Below are 22433 nucleotides of genomic sequence, written 5' to 3'. Positions count from 1 at the left end.
GAGAGCAATTCTGATATAGAGTTGCTCTTTTTTATTTTATACCTACCTATCCCTACCTATCCCTACCCTCGCACACCCCCTCCGATTCCCTCCGAGACTCTCCGAGATTCTCCCATCATTCCCACCAATCGCCCGTGAAAATCATAAAAAAATTTTACGCTTATATTTGTGTAGTATTTTTCTTTTTTGTACTTTTGCTCCATAAACTAAAAAAAGAAATAATGAGAAAGATTTTGACTATTTTGATGATTATCATCCTCTCTCTTGCAAGTTGTAGCAAAGAGAAAGAAAATTGTAATTGTAATAATGGTGGAACTACTACCCCAACAACTACTATCAAACCTAACCAGATAATGTTGGGTTATCCTAGAGATTTTAAAAAATTCAATGTTCCTAAGTTTATTCCTGCAAATTACTCCTTTTACTATGATGAATTGGGATGTGCTATTTCCAATGATCCTACTGTATTAGGAGCTCACAACAAACAATTAAATATCTTTTTTGAGAAATTTAATATAGTGAATAGTGATGGTTTTGAAATTACTCATTCTATGTATGGAGATCCTTTTGTAAATAAAGAAGACCAAAAAAAAAGAAGTACAAATACCTTACGAAATCAAAACTATTTGTCCTGGAAATCATCCTTCAGTAGCTCCTCTTAATCCTAATAATGTTTTTGGTTTGTATGAAAAAGAGAATATTGTTGCGTTTTATGAGTTTGATGGCGAAGCTGTGAATATTTATAAAGGAGGGGAATTTCGACTTGTGGCGGAAAAATTTTATAAGTTTGCTACTAAAGAGGCTTATAAAGAATATCTGAATTTACTTAGGAATATTTATGCTGACAATTTTGAAAAGTATCATTTTTATGATTTGCCAGTAGAACCATTACCTCTTATTTATTGTGGGAACGTTTTTAAATTACGTTTTGTAGGAGGAGATTCTGCTCTTCCTTCATTTATTCCTAAGACTTTTCCAAGTGAAAAAGCTAAGGAAAGATTGAAAAAAATCTCTCTTACTATTCCTTTTAGCTATTATAACTCGGGAAAAACAATGGATCAGTTGAATGCTCAATATGAAAAAGCTTTTGAAGGAAAATATCGTTTTGAAATTTATTACAAACATAGATATCTTGATGATGGAGAGTTCGCTATGGAGCCTTTTAACCTTTATAATCAATATCCAGGCTATGATTTTATTCGTATTGGAGGTAGAAGGATTAGTAATTACATAGATTTACGACACTTAATTATTAAACCTATGCCTGAACATAGAGCTATTGCTTTTTATAGAATTGAGGACTTAGAAGCTTTTCTGTTATTTCCTAATGATCAGTCATACAATGAGTATATGGCTATATTAAAAGATATTTTTAATACTCCAGAAGCACAGGAAAGTATCTTTCTAAATTTTTAGAGAGCCCTCTAAAGTTAAAATAGAAAAGACTTTGATAAAGCTGAGGCTTTGTCAAGGTCTTTTTTGTGCTTGAATGTGTAAAATAATATCAATTTAATTTACGATTTCATTTAGCAGTATATTTTGTGAAATCTATCAATGAGAGTTTTAAATTTATAAGATTTGTGAGAGAAGCTTATCATAATAACTTGGGTTAAAATATATTTTTTTAATTATTAGATTTCTTTTTCTTATCAAAGCTATACTTTTTCTTTATAATAATTAATCTTGAAGATTTTCTATTTTTAATGTCCTTTTATAAAATAATAAAAAAATTTTACGCTTATATTTGTGTAGCATTTTTCTTTTTTGTACTTTTGCGCGGTGTATAGTGTTTTGTAAGCACATTTCTTATAGCAATGTTTTTTAATTTTTAAATGAAATGAAAGTAAAAAGTTTTTTTAAATACCTTGTGTTGTTTTTCTTTCTCTTCTCTGGAGCGCAAGAATTCTATGCTCAAACACAAGGTCGTCTAAGAGTAGCAAGAAGACAATTTGGGAATGCTTGCATTAATTCTTCTTATAATAATTGGAAAGTATTTTTTTATTGGGAGGGGGCTTGGTTTAATGCAAACAATGTTTTTTATATTGAATTGTCAGATCCTAATGGTAGTTTTGATAACCCTACTCTTCTAAAGACAGTAATCCCAAAAGGACAAAATCAAACAAATTTTGAATCAGATAGCAATAAATTTTCTTTTCCTGAGAATACTTTTGGTAAAAGATATAGAATACGTGTAAGAAGTACAAATCCCGTTTCTGAGGTAATTGCTATCAATAAGGACGGAGTAGCAGGATCAGAGAGTTTTGAGGCTATTTATATGCTTGCTAGAGGAGTAACAATTAGCCCTCAAAATGTAACACTTTGCCCTGGTCATACTCAAGAATTAAAAGTGATAGCTCTTCCTAATGGACAACCAGTGTCCAATTATCGTTATGTATGGGGTAAAATGGTAGGTTCTAATCGTGTTCCTCTTCAAAGAGATGCAGGCCCTACCTTTACAGTCTCTGAAGCAGGAGATTATTATGCAGCTATAGATTATAAAACAGATTGTCCTAATAATACTAATTCTCAAAATGTAGAAGTTAGGGTCTCTGGAAGCCAATCCGTTACACTCACTTCCTCAGCTTCCGAAATATGCGAAAGCGAATCCTTTACCCTTACAGCTACTCCCGCCAATCCTTCCGCTAAGTTTATTTGGTATCGTGATAATACCAAACTAACTGAAACCCAAGGAGTGAATACCTATACTGTTCCCGTTGGGCAAAACCTCGCTGGTAACTACTACGTACAAGTAGGGAGTGGCGGTAGTTGTGATGTACAATCTAACCGAGTAACGATCAAGCGAAAAGATAATATCACTGCATCTATCAGTACCACGGGAGGCACTGTGCTAATGCCAGGTAAAAACCGTGTTTTTACTGTGAGCACCACCGCCCAAAGTCCTCAGTACAAATGGTTCAAAGATGGTGCAGAAATTACAGGTGAAACAGCAGCTACCTATACTGCTAATACTGCGGGCACCTATAAAGCCCAAGTAGTGCAAACCGCTGGCTGTGCCGCTACTGTTACTACTAACGAGATTACTCTTAAAGCCCCCGATAGCTTTAAAGTGTCAATCAAAACCAAAAACGCTTTTCAACCTTGTACTACCAACGCCGTTACTTTGGCAATCGATAAAATTACTGCCGTTGCTGGGGGTACCGAACTCACTGTCGACCCTTCCGATTATACCACTTTCTCCTTCCAGTGGCAAGCCAATCTCTCAGGTACTTATCAAGATTTAGCAGGAAAAACTCAAAGCGAACTGCCTTTGAATAGCGCCTTAGAAAACGGTAAATACAAACTGAAAGTTACTGCTACAGGCTTCTCTATCCCCGATTCTAACGAATTAGACATCCGGCTACAAGATGCCAATGCCCTAAAAATTAACGGTGGCAACAACTCATTGGAATTCTGCGATGGCGTCGCAACACTCACCATTACTACGGGTGCTTCTGCTTCAGCTACCTACACTTGGTTTAAGGACAATGTGAAGGTCGCCGAAGGAGTAGGCAAAACCGAATATGCTGCCGAGGGCTCTGGCGTATACTATGCTACTATAGGAGCAAGCTCTGGCGGATGCCCAGCTACCTCTAACTCCGTAGTGGTAAAGAAAACTACTATCACAGCCCGTTGGGCAGATGATATCAACACCCGTGAAATTTATTATCACGGCAAAACAAATGTCTTGCAAGTCTCTCATAATATGACTTCTCCTACTATCGAATGGAGCAAAAATGGTACAGTACTTTCTGGCGAAACAGGTACCCAACTCACCATCTCATCGGCTCCTACTTCAGTGGATATCTATACCGTAAAACTCACCGATAACGGCAATTGCGGCACTGTAAAAACCCTCGATCCTATCTATTTCGAAACCATTGCCGATATCACCGAAGTGAAAGTGGGTACACTCGCTATCTCCTCTACCGATTGCGAAACCCGCTCTCAAACTACCCTCGAAGTACAAAAAATAAAAGTAAAACTGAGTAGTAGCGGACAAGAAGTGGAAGTGAAACGCGCCGACTATCGTTATTTCAATTTCCAATGGTCGAAAGATGGTAACGATATCTTAGGCGAAACACGTCACCAATTGATAGTATTGCGCGCTGGTAATTCCGAGTCAGCTAAATATGCTGTAAAGGTTACTTACAACACCAGCATCATCAAAACCTCTGCTGAGCGCGCTATCGCCTTTACACCCATCCCCGATTTCGAGATTTCATCAGCCGATGGCGCCAAAGGAACTGTTTATCTTTGTCAAGGTGGTTCGGTTACCCTAACCGTCGCCGCCGATAGTTTCGACCCCAATGCTACCCTCGCCGATAGCTTTTCCTACAAATGGTACAAAGTAACCAGTGCCAACTATACAAACGACACACCGCTGGGCAGTGAAGCCCCTACCGCAAGCGTAGATGCTATAGGAGAGTACTATTTAGAAATTAACAATGGTGGTTGCCCTAAACGCGCTCATATAAAAGTAGAAAACTACCGCTTAGGCCTCTTTGAACTCGGCTTTAAAGGAAGCGATAACAATAGTACAATTTCTAAAATAGGACAAAACAATTCCCCTAAAATAAAAATAAGTGCTCAAGTAGGCGAACATATTGTAGTACTTAAAAAAACAAATACTAACAACGAAATAGAAATCGCTGGAGGTAACTTCGTATGGGTGAAAGATGATGGTACCGAAAAATATGGCACATCACTTGATATCACTTCCGAAGATATGGCAGGTAACTACACTCTAAAAGAAATATCTTGCCCCGCTATAGGCGAAAATGCCATAAGTTTCCAATTGGATATTTATAAAGTAGATAAAGTACCGAACATTGTAACCCCTAATGGCGACCATTTCAACGATACTTGGGAAATCCCAGCTAAATATACTAGCCCCAATGTGAAAGTAACCATCTATACAGTCGAAGGTAAAGAAGAATATTCCGGCACTAATTACAAAAATCAGTGGCCTTCAGCTAATTCTAATGCTTTTAAAGACCTTGGCAAACGTGCTCTTATCTATATCTACACTATAAAAGGTGAATATACCGAAAATGGTCAAACAAAAAGCGTAGATTTGAAAGGTACAATTACCATACTAAAATAAAAACGAACAATGAAAAGTAGATTACATATACTCATTATAGCGTTTGTGCTTGCTGCCTACTACAGTTGGGCTCAAGGCGATGGTAATTATTTGCCCTATGAAATGCCTGGACATACAGCCGTAAAGTACAACACTTATCTAATGAACCCCGCATTTCCTATCTTTAGCAAAAACGAATCCCAAATCACCTTCTTCCATCGCAACCAATGGATGGGCTTTAAGGACGATAAATTCAATACCTTTGGTCTTTCTTATGGCAAAAAATGGGGCGGTGATGCAGGTCGAAAAAAAGATTATTACGACGGAAATAATATGGCTCACGGAATGGTCTTCCAGCGCAATGTGAGCTTCTTCTCCAATGTAGGTATCTTAGGAAACTACGTACACCAAGTTGAAATCTCAAGAGATAACTATTTGCGCTTGGGCTTGAATGTGGTCTTCGCTCGCAGCAGTATCGATAAAAGCAAAGTGCGTTCAAACGTACAAGACCCCTTAGTTGAAAATGCCAAACCTACTAGTATCATCAACCTCCAACCTGGGGTAGATGTAAACTTTGGCTATTGGCACGTCGGGCTTACCGCCGAAAACCTCTTAGACTATTCTTTCTCAGCAGGTGAAATGGCTGTGCCTTTCAACGAAAAATCGCTCACCGCTCACGTGATGTACCGCAAAGAACTACAAAGCAGAAGCGACTTTTTAGAAGATGGATTTTTCAGCGTAATGGCTAAAGGCAAAAAAACAAAAGATAACTTCCAATTTGGCGGCCATCTAATGCTCGATGTAAATATAGGCTGGGCGTATGCTGGTTATGACCAAAAATACGGCGTTTTTGGAGGAATAGGCTTCAATGTAAGCAACCATTTTAGCATTGGCTTTGGTTACGAACAGAGTATAGCCAACTATGTAGCCGAACAAGGTGGTAGTTACGATGTGTTACTCTCTTATCAATTCGGTGGTAAACATCATATCAAAAAACCAAAACAACCACCAGTTGTAAAAACTCCACCAGTAGTAAAACCACCTGAACCTAAGGTGGTAACACCTACCGTTACAGTTACCCAAACACCTACTACGCCACCTCCTCCTAAGCCTAAAACTCTTATGGAAAAATTAGATGAACGTATTAAAGTAGTGGAAGATGATATCCCTATTCCACCAGGATACTATGTAATCCTTGGCGTGTACAATAGCCCAGGGGGTGCTTACAGAATGACTAATGAAATCAGACAAAAGTTAGAAGTAGAGGTAGCTACCTTTATGCACCCTAATAACAATTTAACCTACATCTATGCCGATAAACCTTACGAAACACGAGGTGAAGCAGGCGAACGCCTTATCAACATACTCCGCCGCCCAGAGTTTAAAAACTCCAAAGCGTGGATACTAAAAGTAGGTAACCAATAAAGTATTTTTATAAAGACTGTTCAAAATAGTAACTACAAAATAACTCTTTTTTGAACAGTCTTTTATTTTTTAAAAAGAAAACAAGATGAAAAAATTAATTCTTTGCTTGATAGCACTTTTAGCTTTACAGTCCTGTGCTACTATCGATCACCAACGCACAACACGTTCACACGCAAAAAAAACTACCCCTAAAGCAACAACCAATATAAAAACAGGCGTTTATAAAACCGACGTCACTGCAACCTATTACCACGACAAATTCAACGGCAAAAAAACAGCCAGCGGTGCCGTATTTAGTAATAGTAAGCTCACTACAGCACACCCCTCTTTGCCTTTTGGCACCCAACTAAAGGTTACCAATCGCGCAAATGGCAAATCTGTAGTCGTGACCGTTACCGATAGAGGCCCCTTTACCAAAGGTCGCGAGCTCGACCTCACCAAACGCGCCTTTATGGAAATCACCGATAACAAAAACAAAGGATTGATTCAAGTAGATATAGAAATCCTAAAATAAAAACAATAAGCCAATTGCCAATTTGCTAATTCTCTAATTTGCTAATTTGCTAATTATATACTACCTTTGCCCCCATTATGAAAATACTTTATTTACACGGGCTTGATAGCTTTTTACAAGATGATAGGCGTGCTGTGCTTTCCCCTTATGGTGAAATCTTCGCCCCTACCATCAACTATCGCAACGCTCCTAACCTCTTTGATGAACTGCAAACCCAATACTCCTCTGCCGATGTACTCATCGGGTCAAGTTTGGGCGGACTCGTAGTTTATTACCTCGCTCAAAAATTAGGCAAACCTTGCTTGTTGTTCAACCCTGCGCTTACTCACCGTCACGAATTACCTTTCAACACCCAGCCTAACTCTAATTATACCGCTTATATGCAGGTAGTTATAGGCTTGCAGGATACCGTGATTGCCCCTTGGGAATCGCTTGCCGTACTCCGTGACGATATGCGTAGCCTGCCAAATGTTACCATCCATCTGCTCAACACTATGGAACATTCTTACCCCATAGAAATTTTCGAGAATGAAGTAAAACACTTTTTTGTTAATTGTAAATTGTTAATTGTTAATTGTAAATTGTTAATTGTAAATTGTTAATTGTAAATTGTTAATTGTAAATTGTTAATTGATTAAATATGTTCCCACTCAGAAGAAACCGCCGTTTGCGCGTAAGCGATACAATACGTAGTTTAGTAAAAGAAACTATCGTTACCCCCGATGATTTCCTCGTACCCCTCTTTGTAGTCGAAGGTACAGGTGTAAAAGAAGAAATTGCCTCTATGCCAGGTTATTATCGCTATAGCCTCGACCTCTTGGCAAAAGAAGTAAAAGAACTTTGGAGCTTAGGTCTCAAATCAGTTTTACTATTTGTAAAAGTCCCCGATAACCTCAAAGACAACAAAGGCACTGAAGCTGCCAACCCTAACGGTTTGATGCAACGCGCTATCAAAACCGTGAAAGAAGCAACTCCTAATATGCTTGTAATGACCGATGTAGCCCTCGACCCTTATTCTATCTATGGGCACGATGGCATTGTAGAAAATGGCAAGATTGTAAACGATGCTACCGTGAATGCCCTTTGTCGTATGGCTCTCTCACACGCCGAGGCTGGTGCCGATTTCATAGCCCCCAGCGATATGATGGACGGCCGCATTGTCGCATTGCGCGAATCCCTTGAGGATAATAGTTTTGAACACGTAGGAATAATGTCGTACAGCGCCAAATACGCCTCAGCTTTTTACGGCCCTTTCCGTGATGCCCTCGACAGTGCTCCTGTAGATCAGCAGGATATCCCTAAAGATAAGAAAACTTATCAAATGGACTATCACAACCGCCTCGAAGCCTTACGCGAAACCCGTATGGATATAGAAGAAGGCGCTGATATTGTAATGGTAAAACCAGGACTTTGCTATTTAGATATCGTGCGCGAGGTGAAGAATATGAGCGAAGTACCCGTAGCTGTATACCAAGTATCAGGTGAATACGCAATGCTCAAAGCCGCTGCTGCCAATGGTTGGCTCGACCACGATGCCGTGATGATGGAACAAATCGTGAGCATCAAACGCGCTGGTGCCGACCTTATCGCAAGCTATTTCGCCAAAGAAGTCGTAAAACTCTTATAAAAATAAAATTGTCTTCGTGTCACTACACTTTGTCAAAGTCCTTGGACTTTGACAAAGTCTATTATATTGCAAACGCCTAAACAAAAGATTTTCTATGAAAAAACACTTTTTAATATTCACAACTTTTACACTCCTAACCGCTTGTGGTGGCGGCACTAACAACAACAATAATAATAGCAACGATACCACCACCCCCGAAACTACTACCCCTCAGGCAACCACTACAGCCACTCCTGAACCCGATTTCCCCGATTGGCAAAACCAAAAAGGGGTAAAACCTATCACCCTCAATCCGCCTTTAGCCGATACCCCCGATGCGACAATGGCTGCCAAAGGTGAAGTAACTTTCAATAATCTTTGTATTGCCTGCCACCGCCCTAAAAAACGCTTAATAGGCCCCGCAATGATTGGCGTAATGGAACGCCGTACCCCTGAGTGGCTGATGAATATGATTCTCTACCCCGATGCAATGGAAAAACAAGACCCTATCGCTAAAAAATTAGTAGAAGAGTACCAAAGCCTAATGCTCAACCAAAATCTCACCCAGCAACAAGCCCGAGAAGTACTTGAGTATTTGAGAACAATAAAGTAAATATTAGTAGCTTGGTAATGAAATCAGTTTGTGATATAAGACCTTTTATCTCTGTCGTTTTAGGAGATAATATTACTTTATTACCTAATGTAGATGAATTATTTGAATTGGAAATGATGTGGTTAGAATATAACCTTTTAACAAAAAAAGAACTTTTAGAGCGTTCAGCTTTTATAAAGTCGATTGATAATCAATATACTAACCATTTTCTTTTGTATTCAGATTATAATGATAAGGTAAATAAAAACCGCTCAACAGCTGTACAAGCATATTTTGAAGAAGGTCAATTTTCAACAGGTTATGCTACTCACGGATTGTTTCCTTATAGAGGAAAATTCCATCCTCAGTTAATAAAAGGATTGCTCAATATTTTAGAAGTAAAGAGAGGTGATTTACTTTTAGACCCAATGGCTGGAAGTGGGACAGCTAATATAGAAGCTGCACTTTTAGGTATCAATTCTAAAGCCTGTGATATTAGCCCTTTTTGTCAGTTTATGATAAAGGTAAAATATGAATCTCTGACCATTGATTTATCATTACTTGAACATATTACACTTGATAATCAAAAGCTTTTTGACTTTTTTAAACAAGGAAATGTTTTGAGACGGATAGCTAAAGTAAAAGATTTAGAGAAGCAAAAAATTTACAATCTTGCTTTTTTAGCTTGGCTTGATGCCTTAGGATATTCAAAACGCGTAATTAGAAGTAATCACGAACAACTTTTTGCTAAAGTACTACCACGCTACACTGAAACTGTAAAAACACTTCTTAGAAATCCTCATTTTAGTACTGAATTACTTGGTGAGTTACAGATTCTATCAGATTCAGAAGCTTTGAAAATAAATATCCCTGATGAAAGTGTAGATTGTGTGATAACTTCACCTCCTTATTCATTCGCAATAGATTATATTGAAAATGATAAAGATCAATTGGAGTTTTTAGGATACAATACAAAGGAACTAAAAACAAGATTAATAGGTTTAAAAGGTAAAAATAAAACAGAACGCTTAAATAATTATTTCATAGATATGGATAGAGTTTGCGCTGAAATATCAAGAGTCTTAAAAAAAGATAAATATTTTGTAATGATAATAGGCTCAAACACTAATCAAACAGGAGGAATACGTTTAGAACAGACTATTATTGAATCAGCTAAAAAATATAAACTCTCTTTGATAAAAAACATTCTAAAGCCTATCAAAGGAATGAGAAATACAATGAAAGAGGAGTATATACTAATATTTAAAAAGAAATAATATGAGGAGTGTAGATGATAAATTTCTAACAGTTATTGATAAAAATACTTTCTATTTTTTTAATACAAAGTTCGAAGAGGGTTATGAAGGGTATATCAATTCAGTAAAAGAAACCCTTTTGATTGTTAAAAATAAAGTAGAAACAGAAGGTCTTAAGAAAGAAATTTTTGAATGGCTTTTAGCCGAAAAAGAAAATGGATTGAAAGCTTTGTTAGCTCTCACAGGATTTTCAAACGAATATCTTAAACGCCTTACCACCATTATTCGTATTGTAGATGATGCTGAACTCAATAAAATTGTATTCAAAGATAAATGGTATAATGAAAAAAATCCTAATAACATACAAGAATGGTCAGATAACACTATTCAAAAAAGAATACAAAACGATGAGTTTTTTCGCAAAGGTTTGGTGAATATTTTCTTTGAAGGAGCTTCAATACCTTTTCTCACAAATACAATCCCTCTTTTTGAACTGAAAAAACTCAGTATATCAAAACTGAAATTTGAAATTCCTGAGCTTATAGATTCTTTAGTGCGTTATAAAGAAAAAGGAAGCTATTCAGGTATGAAAGGTAATAATCCCGAAACTGTAATAGCTGAATTATTAGATAGATTAGGACTTACATACCAAACAGGCGATCTAACTGAATTGATTAGTAATGCTCCTAATAACAAACGTACAATGGATTTTATTATTCCTAACAAACAACATCCTTTAGTAATTGTAGAAAGTTCTTTTTTAGCTACTACTTCATCAGGCCAAGGGGACAAATCAAAAACTGAAATATCTATTGATGTCCTTATAAAATCACATTATCCTAATGCAAAATTTGTAGGTTTTGTTGATGGCATAGGTTGGTATGTGCGTAAAGGTGATTTGAAAAGAATGGTAACGGCTTATGAAGATGTGTTTACTTTTCATACTGATGAATTAAGACGCTTTGAAAAACTTTTAATTGAGACTTTTAAAAATGATAAATAATTACTTAAATAGAATACTCCAAGGAGATTGTTTAGAGTTATTTAAAAATATCCCTGATAATTCAGTGGATATGACTTTTGCCGACCCTCCTTTTAATTTACAGAAAAAATATACAAGCTATAAAGATAATCTTGCTTTTCAAGAATATTTAGATTGGTGTGAACAATGGATTGCTGAAATGGTTCGTGTTACCAAACCTACAGGATCTATATTTTTGCATAACATCCCTAAATGGCTTACTTTTTATGCTACTTACTTGAATAAATTTGCTCATTTTAAACATTGGATAGCTTGGGATGCTCCTACTGCCCCTATGGGGAAATCATTACAACCTGCTCATTATGGTATACTTTTTTATACTAAAGAAGCTAAAGGTGCTAAAATATATGAATTACGTTATCCTCATAAACGAGACCGTAAACAAGGTTTTTTATGGAAAGATTATGGGGGAAAAAAGGATGGATTACATCCTTTTGGTCCTTTAGTGTCTGATGTTTGGACTGATATACATCGGGTAAAACACAATTCTAAAAGAGACCCACATCCTTGTCAATTACCTTTACATCTACTAGATAGACTTATTTTGTTAACTACAGATGAAAATGATATTGTTTTAGACCCCTTCTCAGGTACAGGTACTACTGCTATCGCAGCTAAACGACTAGGAAGGCAATATATAGGATTTGAGTTAGATGAAAACTATGCTGAAATATCTCAAAAAAAAATAGCTTTTACAAAATCTGATTTTAAAATAGGAGATAGTTGGGTAAGTTTTTATCTAAACGATGTGGTAACTATCAGAAATAGAGATTGGGTTAGTTTAGAACCTTATTTTAATATTCCTGAACCTGCTCGAAGTGTTGACTTCCAAAAAACAACATTAAAACGCAATATTGTTATACCTCAAGAAAAAGTATATCCTCTTGAAAAAATAGTAGAAACTAAAACTTTTTTCAAGGAAATAGGACACTCTAAAGAGTTGGAGGCTAAACTAAATGCTGTCTCAAACTAATTTATAAATTTGCAAATTCGCTAATTAATCCGTACCTTTGTAGCTTGAAAATATTATTTATATATACAATATATGAAAACCATAGACAATTTTAACTTTGCAGGCAAGAAAGCCTTGATTCGTGTGGACTTCAATGTACCATTAGACGAAAATTTTAAAGTAACCGATAACACTCGTATTGAGGCAGCTAAACCTACTATCGAGAAAATCCTTAAGGACGGTGGAACCGCTGTTTTGATGAGTCACTTAGGTCGCCCAAAAGGTGAACGCAACGATAAGTATTCTCTCCGCCATATCGTTAGTGAAGTAGAAAAAGTATTAGGCAAAAAAGTAATCTTTGTAAACGATTGCGTAGGCGAAGTAGCCGAAAAAGCTGTAGCTGCAGCTCCTGCGGGTAGTGTAGTGCTCCTTGAAAACTTGCGATTCCACAACGAAGAAGAAAAAGGCGACGAAAACTTCTCTAAACAATTGGCTAAACTCGGCGATATCTACGTGAACGACGCTTTTGGTACCGCTCACCGCGCCCACGCTTCTACTACTATTGTAGCTAAATTCTTCCCTAACAACAAATGCTTTGGTTACCTCCTCGCTAAAGAAATTGAAAGTATCGACAAAGTGATGAGATCAGGTGAAAAACCTGTAACAGCTATCCTCGGTGGTTCTAAAGTTTCCTCTAAAATCACTATCATCGAAAATATTTTAGGAAAAGTAAACCACCTTATCATCGGTGGAGGTATGGCATATACTTTTATCAAAGCACAAGGCGGTAAAGTGGGAAACTCTATCTGTGAAGACGATAAACTCGACCTCGCTCTTGATATCCTTGCTAAAGCTAAAGCTAAAGGCGTAGAAGTTCACTTGCCTATCGATGTGGTAGCTGCCGACGCTTTCGACAATAACGCTAAAACCCAAATAGTACCCGTAAATGCTGTTCCCGATGGTTGGGAAGGTCTCGATGCAGGCCCTAAAACACTCGAAAATATTAAATCGGTATTGCTCGCTTCTAAAACTATCTTGTGGAATGGCCCTATAGGGGTGTTTGAAATGCCTAACTTCGCCAAAGGTACTATCGCTGTAGGTGATTATGTTGCCGAAGCTACTAAAAAAGGTGCTTTCTCACTCGTAGGAGGTGGCGACTCGGTAGCTGCTGTTAAGCAATTTGGCTTTGAAAACAAAGTGAGCTATGTTTCTACCGGCGGTGGTGCTATGCTCGAAAGCCTCGAAGGATTGGTACTCCCTGGTATCGCTGCTATCAATGAATAGACGATAAACAATTAGGTGAAAAATGACCTTATTTGTTGAACATATCAATTTGCAACAATTCTCCACACCCACAAGTGTGGAGAATTATTGTATATTTATGTTTGAAGGTACAGGTTCTTTTACAGTAGATGCTACTCCCTATACTTATAAGGGTTACACCTTGCTTTTTCTCTCTCCTTTTCAGCACTTTCAGTGGCAAGAAGCAAGCATTACAACCGCCGAACTCTTGCAATTTCACGGTGATTTCTATTGTATAGAATACCACAAAAAAGAAGTTGCTTGCAATGGTTTCCTCTTCAATGCCCTGTTTTTGCAACCTCATATCAGTGTGGCAGAAACTACTTTTGTAGAAGTTAAAAATCTATTTAGAAATATAACTGCTGAACTTATAGAGAACAATCCTTTTTCGGAAGCCGTACTGCGGTCTTATCTTCAGCTTATTTTGGCACTTTCTAGCAAGGAAAAAAGCCTATTACTCACTGATACTCCTCCACAAACCGACCATACTTTAGCAACCGACTTCCAAGAACTTTTAGAAAAACACTTCCTTAGTGAGCGCAATCTCTCTTTCTATGCCGAGGCGCTTTCTCTCACCCCCGATGCTTTTAGCAAAAAACTCAAAAAACTCATCGGGAAAACACCTTCTAAACTCCTCCAAGACCGATTGGTGTTAGAAGCTAAAAAACAACTGCACCTTACGCATAAGTCTATCAAAGAAATAGCCTTTGATTTGAATTTTGAAGATGAGTTCTATTTCAGTAGATTTTTCAAAAAAAACGTGGGACTCTCGCCTAAACACTTCCGCGAAAGCGTAGGTATTTCAATAGTTGCCAACGAAACACACTAAAATGTCTATGCAATCACCTTTTTTATCCATTTGTATTTGCTAAAAAAGACGTAATTTTGCACCCTGAAATTTAATACAAATTACTATGCAAAAGTTATTATCATTTTTAGCAGGAAGCGAACGTTGTTTCGTGAATTTTATCAGGGTTGCTATCTTCATCGTAATGGCGTGGATAGGAGGCTTGAAAGTATGTCAGTATGAAGCCGATGGCATTGTACCTTTCGTGACTAACAGTCCGTTTATGAGTTTTTTCTATGCTAATTCAGGTAAAACCGCAATCGATGAGAACGGTGTTACAGGTGAAGCTAACAAAGGCAAAGAAGTAGCACAATACAAATTGCACAAAAACCCCGAAGGTAAGATGGTGAAAGCCAATATCGAATGGCATAAAGAGAACAATACTTATACTTTCTCTTATGGTTTAGGGGCTTTCATTTGCTTGATAGGTTTACTTACCCTTTTAGGTATTTGGTCACCTAAAATAGGGGTGATAGGAGGTTTACTCACTTTTGGTATGAGCATTGTTACACTTTCTTTCCTCATCACTACCCCCGAGGTGTATGTACCTAATTTAGGTGGTGATATGCCTACTCCAGCTTATGGTTTCCCTTACTTATCGGGAGCTGGACGCTTGGTATTGAAAGATATTATAATGTCGGCAGGCGGTTTGATCGCCGCTTCCGAAGCTGCAAGACGAATTTTAGCAGCTAAGAAATAAGAAATAAAAAGTAAGAAAAAGAGGCAACTGTAAATCTTCTCAGTTGCCTCTTTTTTTTGGTATTGCTACACTTTGTTAAAACTTATACGACATTATTCTGTATATTTTTTGATAAGACGAATCATCAGATTGCTGAGTTTTTCGACTTGGTATTCGCCTACGCTGGGCTCTAAATGGGCGTTACCTATACCGCTGTCGTCGGTGATAAAGACATAGGTACCATTGGTATATATTGCCATAAAGCGCATTAAGAACTCGGTGGGTTTATCGATACCGCTAGCCACGATGGGGATGAGCTTGATACCTTTCTCGGCAGCGGTTTTTACAGAGGCTTGTACGCTTTTGATTACTTTATCTTCGTGATGAGGAGGGGCATCGAGTACTAAAAAAGCGATGCGGGTGCGTGCTGAGGCATTCCATTGTAGTTTGTTGAGCTCATTGAGGGCGGTATGCACGGCTTCGGGGAAGTCGCCGCCACCATCAGCTTTTTGTCCGTTGATAAATTGAATGGTTTTATTGATATCCTTAGTAAAATCGGAGTGTTTGACTACATAGTCGTCACCTTCGTCGCGGTAAAATACGGTGCCAGTACTGATTTTTAGGTTTTTATTACCTTCTTCAACCTTACTAATTACGTTCTTCAAGTCCATTTTTAGGAACTCCAGCTCGTCGCCCATTGAGCCCGTAGCATCCACCATAAAGGCGATTTGTACTTCGTTTGAAGTTTTTTCTGTGTTGTTTTTAAGGGCAATACGATTGAGGGTCGTTTCGCTAATTGGATTTTCAGTGTTTATCCATTCGTTATTGACTTTTAGGCGCAAATGCTCGGTGTTAAGCTCTTTTTCTTTTTGGAAGGCACTCACCCATAGTTCAGCTTTACCCGTGTTATCGGTTTTAGCTGTCCATAGCAGGGTATTGTTACGATAGAGCGCAACGCTGGCGTTTACAACAGGTTTGCTATTAGCGGTTAGAAGCACAGCAATGCGGTGATTGGTGTACATTTGCCAGTATTCGGGGAAAGAAGCAAATTCATTTTTATTGAGCGTTTTTTGATAGAAATCCCAACTATTAAGGTCGTTCCATTCACCAGCAGTTACCAAACCAGACTGCGGTTGAGGGTCGCTTTCGGGGTGACGTTTACGGTGTTTCGGTTCAGCGCGTTTCGCTGTCATATCGCTTGCTACCGATATTTTAGCTGACATTGTACTTTCGTCATTTCTGATAACATCGCCTGTTGTTTTAGAATGTTTTCTCTTAGTGCTCTTTTCGCCGTAGCCAACTACGGCTATCTCGGCTAATTCACCACTACTTTCTTCTCGGTAATCGCCGGAAGAGCTTTCATTTCGGTATTCGGTGATACCTCCATAATCGCCTGTGCTACTTCCGCGATCAGCGGGTTTGTAAGCTTTTCGGTCGCCACAAGCGCATACGAGTAGGACAAGGCACAATAACAAAAAATAAGATAGGTTTTTCATTTTGGAATATAGTTTTTGTGTTTCTAAAAGAAAACATACGAAAATAATGCCAAATGTTTAATAATTAAGAGAGTGTCCGAAAAGTTTTGTTTTTTTATTTTTTTTGATTACACACTTCGAACTAAATACAAAAGAATTTTACCATTTATCTTCTTAAAAATATACTTAATAGTATACCCTCCTATAACATCATCTTCTAAAAAACTAATATCTATTTGGAAAGAATTTTCTGATAAAAAGGAAAAATCAATATTTGTAGTTTTTTCCTTATTCCACCAACTAAAAATCCTATTTTCAATAATATTCTTTGTATCCAACTTTTGGAAAAGCAAAATATACTTCTTAGTGAATAATTTATCAAAGATTTTTATAAAATCTTCTTTTCCAATAGGTTTGTCTTTTGTCGTAAAACCTTCTTCATAAACTTTATCGCCATATATCATCTCATAAAGAGGACCTTCATCTTCAAGTGGATAATTTATCATATTGTTAGCGATTTCATCTATTTGTTTTTCAAATAGTGCTTTTTTTAGATTATCCAAAAAAAGAAGTAACTCTTCGTTTTCTATCTTCTGTTCATTATTTTCATTGGTTATTGTTTGATGGTTATTTTCTAATGTTATTGTTTTTAGATTACTTGTATGGTTGCTATTTGTATTACAACTGAGTGTTATAATACAAATAAATAGAAAAAATATCTTATACATTTTAGTAAGCTGTAGCCCTCTCATTTCACTTGCCTTTTTTTAAATAATATTGTCTAAGGTGTCACTTCACACAAAAAACTTCTACAAAATGACTTATTTTCCTCTTATTTCTTGTAAACCTATTTCAGGATATGACACTTACCTCTTACCTCTTACCTCTTATCTCTTACCTCTTGTTGAAGATTGATAAGGTTTATTTTCTTCTTTTTGTTTTGTTGTTTTTGGTATTCGTCAAACTGCATTAACAGGTTATTGTTAGCCCTGATAAGCGCATTGGTTTCGAGCAAAATACTGAAGTACAATTTGGTGGTTTTATGACTGGTTTCGGTGGTACGAATACGGTCGATTTGCTTTTGTACCATTTTTGATACTTCGTTTTTCAACACCTTGCAATCTTCAAAGATGATGTGTAACTTGTTATAGTCTGAACCTTTAAATATTTCGGCTTCTGCTCTAAACACTTCTTCCATCTTGTCGGAAATGTATTTTAAATCTCTCAGCTGGTTAAACTTGAGGTTCTTGTGGTTGTTATTCACGTGCTCATAGCTGTTGAGGGTAATAGCAGTGAGACACTGTGCCATATCCTGTAAGTAATCCAAAATGAGAATGTAGAACTTGCTGGAGGCTACTGAGCTCTCATTCAGTGATTTGATAAAGTAATATACATTGCCTTTTAGTTCGTCGAGTTCTTTTTCGAGTTTTTTGGCGTTCTTCTTGTTTTTGGTGAGTTTGCCCAAATCTTGTGTACCGAGGTTTTTCACCACCTTGCTATAGAGCTCATCAATGCGGTAAATCGTTTCGGATACATAGTTAGAGCTTTCTTTTATCACCCCACCGATAGTCGCCAAATCGGCGCGTTCAAAGCGTTTGCCTTGGGCTTTAGCTTTCTGCTTGTTGCGGTAAATCACGGCATTGCGGATGAGCACGAAGCCTACCACCATAATCATCACGATAAGACCAATTACACTGCCATAATACAGCACGCCAGCCACAATAAAAGCACCGATAAAAGCCACAATAGCAGTTAAGAACCAACCGCCAATTACGTTTAGCACCCCAGCCACACGATATACAGCACTGTCGCGCCCCCAAGCCCTATCGGCGAGAGAGGAACCCATTGCCACCATAAAGGTTACATAAGTGGTAGAGAGCGGTAATTTGAACGACGTACCAAAGGCAATCAAACTACTCGATACCACAAGGTTGATTGCAGCGCGCACAAGGTCGAAAGCGGGAAGGTCTTCTTCTTTTACATTAGGGTCGCGTTCAGGTTTTTCAAAACGGCGATCTATTTTACTGCTGAGCGATTTAGGCATTATAAATTCCACCGCATTGGCGCAAATCACGGTAATACGCACCAAAAAGCGCGAGAGGAAATTAGATGAGAATTTTTCTTCACCGCCTTCATTTTGGCGGGAGAGGTTCACCCCTGTATCAATCACGTGGCGTGCTTTTTTGGAGAACCAAAGGGTGAGAATCATCACAAAGCCTGTGAGCAGCAATAGGAATGTAGGGGTACTCATTTCGCTATCGGCTAAACCCTTCATCAGCAGGCTGTCGTGAGCGATTCCTGAGTTGTGCCATATTCCGTAGGATTGGTAAGCAGCCATAGGCACCCCGATAAAGTTCACCAAGTCGTTGCCCGCAAAAGCCATTGCCAAAGCAAAAGTACCACTGAGGATAATCACCCTGAAAATGTTTACTTTCATACGGATAAGCATCTGTGAAAGCACCGAATAGAAAATAAAACAGCCAAAGAGCAGCAGTACAATATTTGTATCTATCCACGCAATGGCTTCTTTAGGGATGAAAGCGACGTCCTTGAGACCTTTAAAGATAATGAAATAGGAGAGCCCCGTGAGCGACAAGCCGCCAAATACGCCTCCTACGTATTTTATATTGTCTTGATATTTAAATGAAAAGACCAATCGAGCTAAGTATTGTACGATAGCTCCTACTGTAAAAGCGATGGCTACCGAGGTAAAAATACCCGCAATCACCTTGCCTACCTCTCCTTTGTTGATATAGTCGAAAGCGGTAGTTAGTGGAGCGCCACTCATAAAAGTTTTGATGGTAGCCACACACATCGCTGCCCCGAGGAGTTCAAAAACCACAGAAACGGTAGTGGAAGTGGGCAAGCCGATAGAGTTGAAAAGGTCGAAGAGGAGAATATCGGCGAGGATAACCGACATAAAGATAATCATTACCTCATCAAAGTAGAAGAGCTGGGGGTTGAAGATGCCTTTTCGGGCAATTTCCATCATTCCACTGGAGAAGATAGCACCGATGGCTACCCCCACGCTGGCGACTATCATAATAGTGCGGATAGTAGCCACTTTAGAGCCAACGGCTGAGTTGAGAAAGTTAGCTGCATCGTTGCTTACGCCCACTACTAAATCGATAATAGCGAGCACTAAAAACACGAACAGCATAAAAATGTAAACCTGTTCCATAACACTTATACTGGTTTGAGGGGACAAAGGTAGTGTATAATTAGCAAATTAACAAATTAGCAAATTAGAAAATTGGCAAACACTTTCTGTTATATTTTAGTAGAACCGAAAAATATTACTACCTTTGTATTTTCAAATAACTAAAAACTCGTAAAAACATTTTGTAATTATGGATTATCTTATTGCTAAATGCATCCATATTATCTTTGTAGTGAGCTACTTCGCTGGACTTTTCTATATGGTGCGCCTTTTTATCTACCACACCGAAGCCTTAGAAAAAGAAGAGCCTGAGCGTTCTATTCTTCACAAACAATTCAGTTTTATGGAAGAGCGCTTGTGGAACATCATCACTGTTCCCGCCCTTATACTGATGACTACCACCGGACTTTATATGCTCTATGACGGTGGAGAATGGACATTTATGAGACAAGGCTGGATGCACGTCAAACTGCTGTTTATTGTCTTTTTATTTATCTATCATTATTATTCTTGGCGCATAATGAAACGTTTGCAAGCAGGGCAGGCAACCCTCACTTCTGTGCAATTGCGAATGCTCAATGAGGTGGCGACTATTATTCTATTTGTTGTGGTTTTTGCTGTTGTCCTCAAAGGTGTTTTTGTTGCCTATTGGTATGCCTCTTTGTTAGCTTTCGTTGCGATGGGTGTACTGATTATGTTGGTAGTAAAATTAGTGAATAAAGGGAAAAATTAGCAAATTAGCAAATTAGCAAATTAGCAAATGAGATGTGATGACTATACAACAGCTTAGAAATACTCCTATAGCAGCACTTCCTGCACTGGCACAACAGTTGCGTGAGCGCATTATAGAGGTTATCGCTACAAGGGGCGGACACTTAGGGGCGAGTCTTGGAGTGGTGGAACTCACTATCGCACTGCACTATGTGTTCAACACCCCCAACGATGTATTAGTGTGGGATGTGGGACACCAGTGCTATGCCCATAAAATCCTCACGGGTAGAGACGCTTCTTTTGCTCATATTCGCGAACAGGGAGGCATCAGTGGGTTTCCTAAGCGCTCAGAAAGTGAATACGATGCTTTCGGTACGGGACACTCGTCTACCTCTCTCTCAGCGGTTTTAGGTATGGCAATGGCATCGGCTTTGGAGGGGAATACCCAGCGCCAGCACATAGCTGTGATAGGCGATGCTTCAATTGTAAGTGGTATGGCTTTTGAGGCGCTGAACTACGCCGGCACTACCGATGCTAATATGCTTATTATCCTCAACGACAACGCTATGGCTATCGACCCTACCGTGGGTGCTCTCAAAAATTATTTCGAGCAGTTACGCCAAAGAAAAGGCGCTGATGAAACTTTCTTCAACGATTTAAACATCACTTACAAAGGTACAGTGGATGGACATAACCTCCCTGAATTGCTCAGATCTCTTGAAGCTGAAAAAAATGAGAGAGGCGTGCGACTCTTGCACGTACTTACCACCAAAGGCAAGGGATTTGCCAAAGCTGAGGCTCAACAAGTGAGTTACCATTCGCCCGCCCTATTTGATAAAATTACGGGAGAACCGCTACCCGAAAACCCATCTCTACCTGCTAAGTACCAAGAGGTGGTAGGGCAGACCCTCACCCAGCTTGCCGCACTCAACCCTAAAATTATAGCCATTACCCCTGCAATGAGCAGCGGTAGCGGACTTACCACTATGCACCAATCTTTCCCCCATAGAGTGTTTGATGTAGGTATTGCCGAACAACACGCTGTAACCTTTGCAGCAGGTTGGGCTGCGCGTGGTTTTATCCCTTATTGTGTGATTTATTCCACTTTCTTGCAACGCGCCTACGACCAACTCATTCACGATGTAGCTCTACAAAATCTCCCCGTCGTGTTCTGTATCGACCGCGCGGGACTTGTAGGCGAAGATGGCGCTACCCATCACGGGGTGTTTGATATGGCATTTTTGCGTCCCATTCCTAACCTCATTATCGCCTCACCGCGCAACGCTACCGAGTTGCGCCATTTGCTTTATACAGCTCAGCAACCATTAGAACATCCTATTGCTATTCGCTATCCGCGCGGTAGATGTAATGAAAAACATTGGCAACAACCTTTTCAGGCATTGCCTATTGGCAAGGGCGAGCAGCTAAAAGAAGGTAGCGAAATAGCGGTACTTACCATTGGTGCTATCGCCGAAGAGGTTGCTGAGCAAATCCAAATGAGTACTACTGCTGAAAAATACGCTCATTACGATATGCGTTTTCTCAAACCTTTAGATGAGGAAATGCTGCATCACATCTTCCAAAAATACAAGAAAATTATCACCGTAGAAGAAGGAGTTATAGGTGGTCTTGGCAGTGCTATAGCCGAATTTGCTACGCAACACAATTATACTATCCCTTTGAAAATCATCACACTTCCTGATACATTTATGGGGGTAATGAGCCGATTTACCGATTTGTCAATTGGCTAATTGCCAAATAATCCCTACCTTTGCACCCCGAATCATTT

General features: G+C 38.7%; 19 protein-coding genes. 16 read left to right on the top strand and 3 right to left on the bottom strand.

Annotation, left to right across the window (positions count from 1 at the left end; all coding sequences use genetic code 11):
- Window positions 1-221: 221 nt before the first annotated feature.
- From I7X29_RS10770 to I7X29_RS10705, 14 genes are all read left to right on the top strand, one after another.
- Window positions 222-662: a hypothetical protein gene (locus I7X29_RS10770; RefSeq protein ID WP_198474611.1), complete on the top strand. Its 441-nt coding sequence runs from the start codon at window positions 222-224 to the stop codon at window positions 660-662.
- A 19-nt stretch (window positions 663-681) separates the two neighbouring features.
- Window positions 682-1416: a hypothetical protein gene (locus tag I7X29_RS10765; RefSeq protein ID WP_198474609.1), complete on the top strand. Its 735-nt coding sequence runs from the start codon at window positions 682-684 to the stop codon at window positions 1414-1416.
- Window positions 1417-1837: 421 nt separating this feature from the next.
- Window positions 1838-5104, top strand: coding sequence for an Ig-like domain-containing protein (locus I7X29_RS10760; RefSeq protein WP_198474607.1), 3267 nt, complete (start codon window positions 1838-1840; stop codon window positions 5102-5104).
- A gap of 9 nt (window positions 5105-5113) precedes the next feature.
- On the top strand, window positions 5114-6508 hold the full coding sequence (locus I7X29_RS10755; RefSeq protein ID WP_198474605.1) for a PorP/SprF family type IX secretion system membrane protein: 1395 nt from the start codon (window positions 5114-5116) through the stop codon (window positions 6506-6508).
- Between the two features lie 85 nt (window positions 6509-6593).
- Window positions 6594-7022, top strand: coding sequence for a septal ring lytic transglycosylase RlpA family protein (locus I7X29_RS10750; protein WP_198466785.1), 429 nt, complete (start codon window positions 6594-6596; stop codon window positions 7020-7022).
- A gap of 77 nt (window positions 7023-7099) precedes the next feature.
- Window positions 7100-7624: a YqiA/YcfP family alpha/beta fold hydrolase gene (locus tag I7X29_RS10745; protein WP_198474602.1), complete on the top strand. Its 525-nt coding sequence runs from the start codon at window positions 7100-7102 to the stop codon at window positions 7622-7624.
- 38 nt (window positions 7625-7662) lie between these two features.
- The gene (hemB, locus tag I7X29_RS10740) at window positions 7663-8649 is read left to right on the top strand and encodes a porphobilinogen synthase (protein ID WP_198474600.1); all 987 of its coding nucleotides are present in this window, start codon (window positions 7663-7665) and stop codon (window positions 8647-8649) included.
- Window positions 8650-8743: 94 nt separating this feature from the next.
- Window positions 8744-9241, top strand: coding sequence for a c-type cytochrome (locus I7X29_RS10735; protein ID WP_198474599.1), 498 nt, complete (start codon window positions 8744-8746; stop codon window positions 9239-9241).
- Between the two features lie 17 nt (window positions 9242-9258).
- Window positions 9259-10497: a DNA methyltransferase gene (locus I7X29_RS10730; protein ID WP_009413429.1), complete on the top strand. Its 1239-nt coding sequence runs from the start codon at window positions 9259-9261 to the stop codon at window positions 10495-10497.
- A gap of 1 nt (window position 10498) precedes the next feature.
- Window positions 10499-11479 carry a DpnII family type II restriction endonuclease gene (locus I7X29_RS10725; RefSeq protein WP_009413428.1) on the top strand — a complete coding sequence of 327 codons (981 nt, stop codon included), beginning with the start codon at window positions 10499-10501 and terminating at the stop codon, window positions 11477-11479.
- Window positions 11469-12491: a DNA-methyltransferase gene (locus tag I7X29_RS10720; RefSeq protein WP_009413427.1), complete on the top strand. Its 1023-nt coding sequence runs from the start codon at window positions 11469-11471 to the stop codon at window positions 12489-12491. The genes I7X29_RS10725 and I7X29_RS10720 overlap by 11 nt, the downstream gene beginning before the upstream one ends.
- A gap of 72 nt (window positions 12492-12563) precedes the next feature.
- Window positions 12564-13754 (top strand): phosphoglycerate kinase, encoded by a 1191-nt coding sequence (locus I7X29_RS10715; RefSeq protein ID WP_009413426.1) that lies wholly within the window; start codon window positions 12564-12566, stop codon window positions 13752-13754.
- Window positions 13755-13776: 22 nt separating this feature from the next.
- Window positions 13777-14601 carry a helix-turn-helix domain-containing protein gene (locus I7X29_RS10710; protein WP_198474597.1) on the top strand — a complete coding sequence of 275 codons (825 nt, stop codon included), beginning with the start codon at window positions 13777-13779 and terminating at the stop codon, window positions 14599-14601.
- An 85-nt stretch (window positions 14602-14686) separates the two neighbouring features.
- Window positions 14687-15319: a DUF417 family protein gene (locus tag I7X29_RS10705; RefSeq protein WP_009413424.1), complete on the top strand. Its 633-nt coding sequence runs from the start codon at window positions 14687-14689 to the stop codon at window positions 15317-15319.
- A gap of 92 nt (window positions 15320-15411) precedes the next feature.
- On the opposite strand, the gene I7X29_RS10700 is transcribed toward I7X29_RS10705, so the two are convergent.
- The 3 genes from I7X29_RS10700 to I7X29_RS10690 all read right to left on the bottom strand — a co-directional run bounded on the left by I7X29_RS10700 (window position 15412) and on the right by I7X29_RS10690 (window position 19954).
- Window positions 15412-16794 (bottom strand): vWA domain-containing protein, encoded by a 1383-nt coding sequence (locus I7X29_RS10700; RefSeq protein ID WP_198474595.1) that lies wholly within the window; start codon window positions 16792-16794, stop codon window positions 15412-15414.
- Window positions 16795-16901: 107 nt separating this feature from the next.
- The gene (locus tag I7X29_RS10695) at window positions 16902-17525 is read right to left on the bottom strand and encodes a hypothetical protein (RefSeq protein WP_198474593.1); all 624 of its coding nucleotides are present in this window, start codon (window positions 17523-17525) and stop codon (window positions 16902-16904) included.
- 128 nt (window positions 17526-17653) lie between these two features.
- Window positions 17654-19954, bottom strand: a complete 2301-nt coding sequence (locus tag I7X29_RS10690) for an inorganic phosphate transporter (protein WP_198474591.1) — start codon at window positions 19952-19954, stop codon at window positions 17654-17656.
- 166 nt (window positions 19955-20120) lie between these two features.
- Between I7X29_RS10690 and I7X29_RS10685 the strand changes: the two genes are divergently transcribed.
- Together I7X29_RS10685 and I7X29_RS10680 are read left to right on the top strand one after the other, a co-directional pair.
- Window positions 20121-20666 carry a CopD family protein gene (locus I7X29_RS10685; RefSeq protein ID WP_034555935.1) on the top strand — a complete coding sequence of 182 codons (546 nt, stop codon included), beginning with the start codon at window positions 20121-20123 and terminating at the stop codon, window positions 20664-20666.
- A 43-nt stretch (window positions 20667-20709) separates the two neighbouring features.
- The gene (locus I7X29_RS10680; protein ID WP_198474622.1) at window positions 20710-22395 is read left to right on the top strand and encodes a 1-deoxy-D-xylulose-5-phosphate synthase; all 1686 of its coding nucleotides are present in this window, start codon (window positions 20710-20712) and stop codon (window positions 22393-22395) included.
- The last annotated feature ends 38 nt before the right edge of the window (window positions 22396-22433 follow it).

Source organism: Capnocytophaga periodontitidis, from assembly GCF_016126015.1.
In the GTDB taxonomy this organism is placed as follows: Bacteria; Bacteroidota; Bacteroidia; order Flavobacteriales; family Flavobacteriaceae; genus Capnocytophaga; species Capnocytophaga periodontitidis.
Note: the sequence above shows the minus strand (reverse complement) of the source record. Positions and strands in the feature narration are given on the sequence as shown.